The sequence below is a fragment of the uncultured Campylobacter sp. genome (assembly GCF_938031315.1).
In the GTDB taxonomy this organism is placed as follows: domain Bacteria; phylum Campylobacterota; class Campylobacteria; order Campylobacterales; family Campylobacteraceae; genus Campylobacter_B.
On record NZ_CALHHT010000407.1, the window covers coordinates 1 to 1,992 of the forward strand.

General features: G+C 39.0%; 3 protein-coding genes. 1 reads left to right on the forward strand and 2 read right to left on the reverse strand.

Annotation, left to right across the window (positions count from 1 at the left end; all coding sequences use genetic code 11):
- Window positions 1-316, forward strand: a 316-nt coding sequence (locus Q0236_RS10180) for an SPOR domain-containing protein (RefSeq protein ID WP_297917417.1), incomplete at its 5' end; no start/stop codon positions are given.
- A gap of 326 nt (window positions 317-642) precedes the next feature.
- Here the strand turns inward: Q0236_RS10180 and Q0236_RS10185 are convergent.
- On the reverse strand, window positions 643-1,428 hold the full coding sequence (locus Q0236_RS10185; protein ID WP_297917420.1) for a tetratricopeptide repeat protein: 786 nt from the start codon (window positions 1,426-1,428) through the stop codon (window positions 643-645).
- 232 nt (window positions 1,429-1,660) lie between these two features.
- On the reverse strand, window positions 1,661-1,992 hold a 332-nt coding region (locus Q0236_RS10190; protein WP_297917423.1), incomplete at its 5' end, for a hypothetical protein.

The following is a 1,992-nucleotide window of genomic DNA, read 5'->3' on the forward strand; positions in this document are numbered from 1 at the left end:
TGCCAAAGGTACGGCGCCGGTAAAACTCGAAGTAGTGGGCTTTTATGGGCATACTATCGCCAAAGGTTCGCCGAAAGCAACCATTGTCGGCGGAAATTTTATGGTGCAAATCGGTGCGTTTAGAAACAGAAGCGGCGCACAAATTTATCAGCGCGATTACCACGGCACAGCGGGATATCCTGCGATCATCAAAGAATTTAGCATAGATGGCGCGCCGATTTATCGCGTCTTTTTAAGCGGATTTAAGAGCGAGGACGAGGCGAGAGATTTCGCGCACGGCGGTAAATTTAGCGGCGCATTTATCGTAAGAGAGTAACTCTTTAAATTTAGAAATTCTGCGGCTAAATTTGATCTGTATTTTAAATAAAAATTGCGATTGATGTAGCCTACTTTAAATTTCGGCTCCTCGCGCCAGGTTCGAAATAATACTACGCAAATATAAGTAAATCGCTGCAGTGAAAGATTTATAGAATTTCAAGCATCTGTAGAGCCGTATGACGCGAAATGGATTGCCGAAAGAATAAAGCGCGTATAAACAAGGCTGAAATTTTAAAATTTACGGACTTTTAAATTTCAAAATTTAAAGCTAAAATTTTAAAAATTTTACGAGCAAGCAAATTTATACCGTTTTAAATTTGCCTACTATCGCTTGATTTTTCCTAAATCCTTGCACATTTGCGTGTCGCCATCCTCGCAACCTAGCTTTAAATATCGCCTCAAATATAAAATTTGCTCTTTCTCCTCCTCGCTCATATCAAGCACCCATTTGCACGCCTCCTTTATATTGCCCCTGTCGCAAGCCTTTTTGCAAAAATTTTTGCCTTCATTTTTATCTACTTTAGCCCACAACAGCAGTCCGTAAGCATAGCACGAAGGGTAATGCTCTCCGTTGCAGCCGATTTCATAAAATTTCATAACCTCATTTATATTCTCATTCTCTCTGTTTAACGATGTGGCAAAGTGCCCGCATCCTGCGGGATTTCCTGCATCGCAGGATTTTTTAAAATACTCTTTTGCCACAAGCTCATCCTTTTTTACGCCCTCGCCGTAAAAATATAAAAGCCCGTAATCGTCGCAAAATTTCGCATCTAGCTCGCAAGCTCTTTCGTAATATGTCTTGATTTTCGCGTGTTTTTCGTCCAAAGAAGTAAGCGAATACGCTTGTCCCATAAAAATGCAGCCTTTGGCATATCCCAAACTGCATGATTTTTCAAAAAATTCCAATGCCAAATCGTCGTTTTTTCGTGCGCAAGATTTATTATTTAGAATTAAAGCCGCCAAATAGCATGCTTCGCCGTCGCCACTACTGCATTTCTTTAAATTTAAATCGTAAATATCGCAAGCAGGCGCCCCTAGAGAATAAATTTCGCTTACGCTCTCAGCCTTTAAAAACAGAACCGACGCGAGTATAAACAATAGTGCTTTCATTTTAATCTTTACGAATGATATAAATTTAAATTTAGATCGGCAGACGACATAAATTTTATCTCTTTGCTAGCGGCTGCGCTTTGATTATGCTCTGCCGCGGCTTGATAGCATTAGATTTCAATTTCGTATTTAAATTTCTAGAATTCCACATAAATTTATTATCCGCGACCTTGTACCTTGCATAAATAGAGTATCCGTCCGATGAGATTATAGACAAAATATATTTTAAATTTTAATCGTGCAGAAAAGTTACGACTTCATGTTCTTTTGGAACATATTCCCTATTTTCAATACCGCCGCTGCCATACTCAGACAAGGCTTCATTTAAAATTTTATAAAGCTCGTCTATCGAAATATCTCCAATGTCAGAATTTACGCTTTGGAATTTATATTTGACCTTAAATGGATTTTCCGTGAAATATCTACTCGTTGTCTCATCATAAATTCGCCTTATGTCTAGCTCGATATTTGTATCTTTATAATGGAGCAACCAAATATCCTCGCCCGTATAGCCATCTCTTGGATCAGGTAATTGAGGGCTACCGATGAAGATAAGGTAAGTCC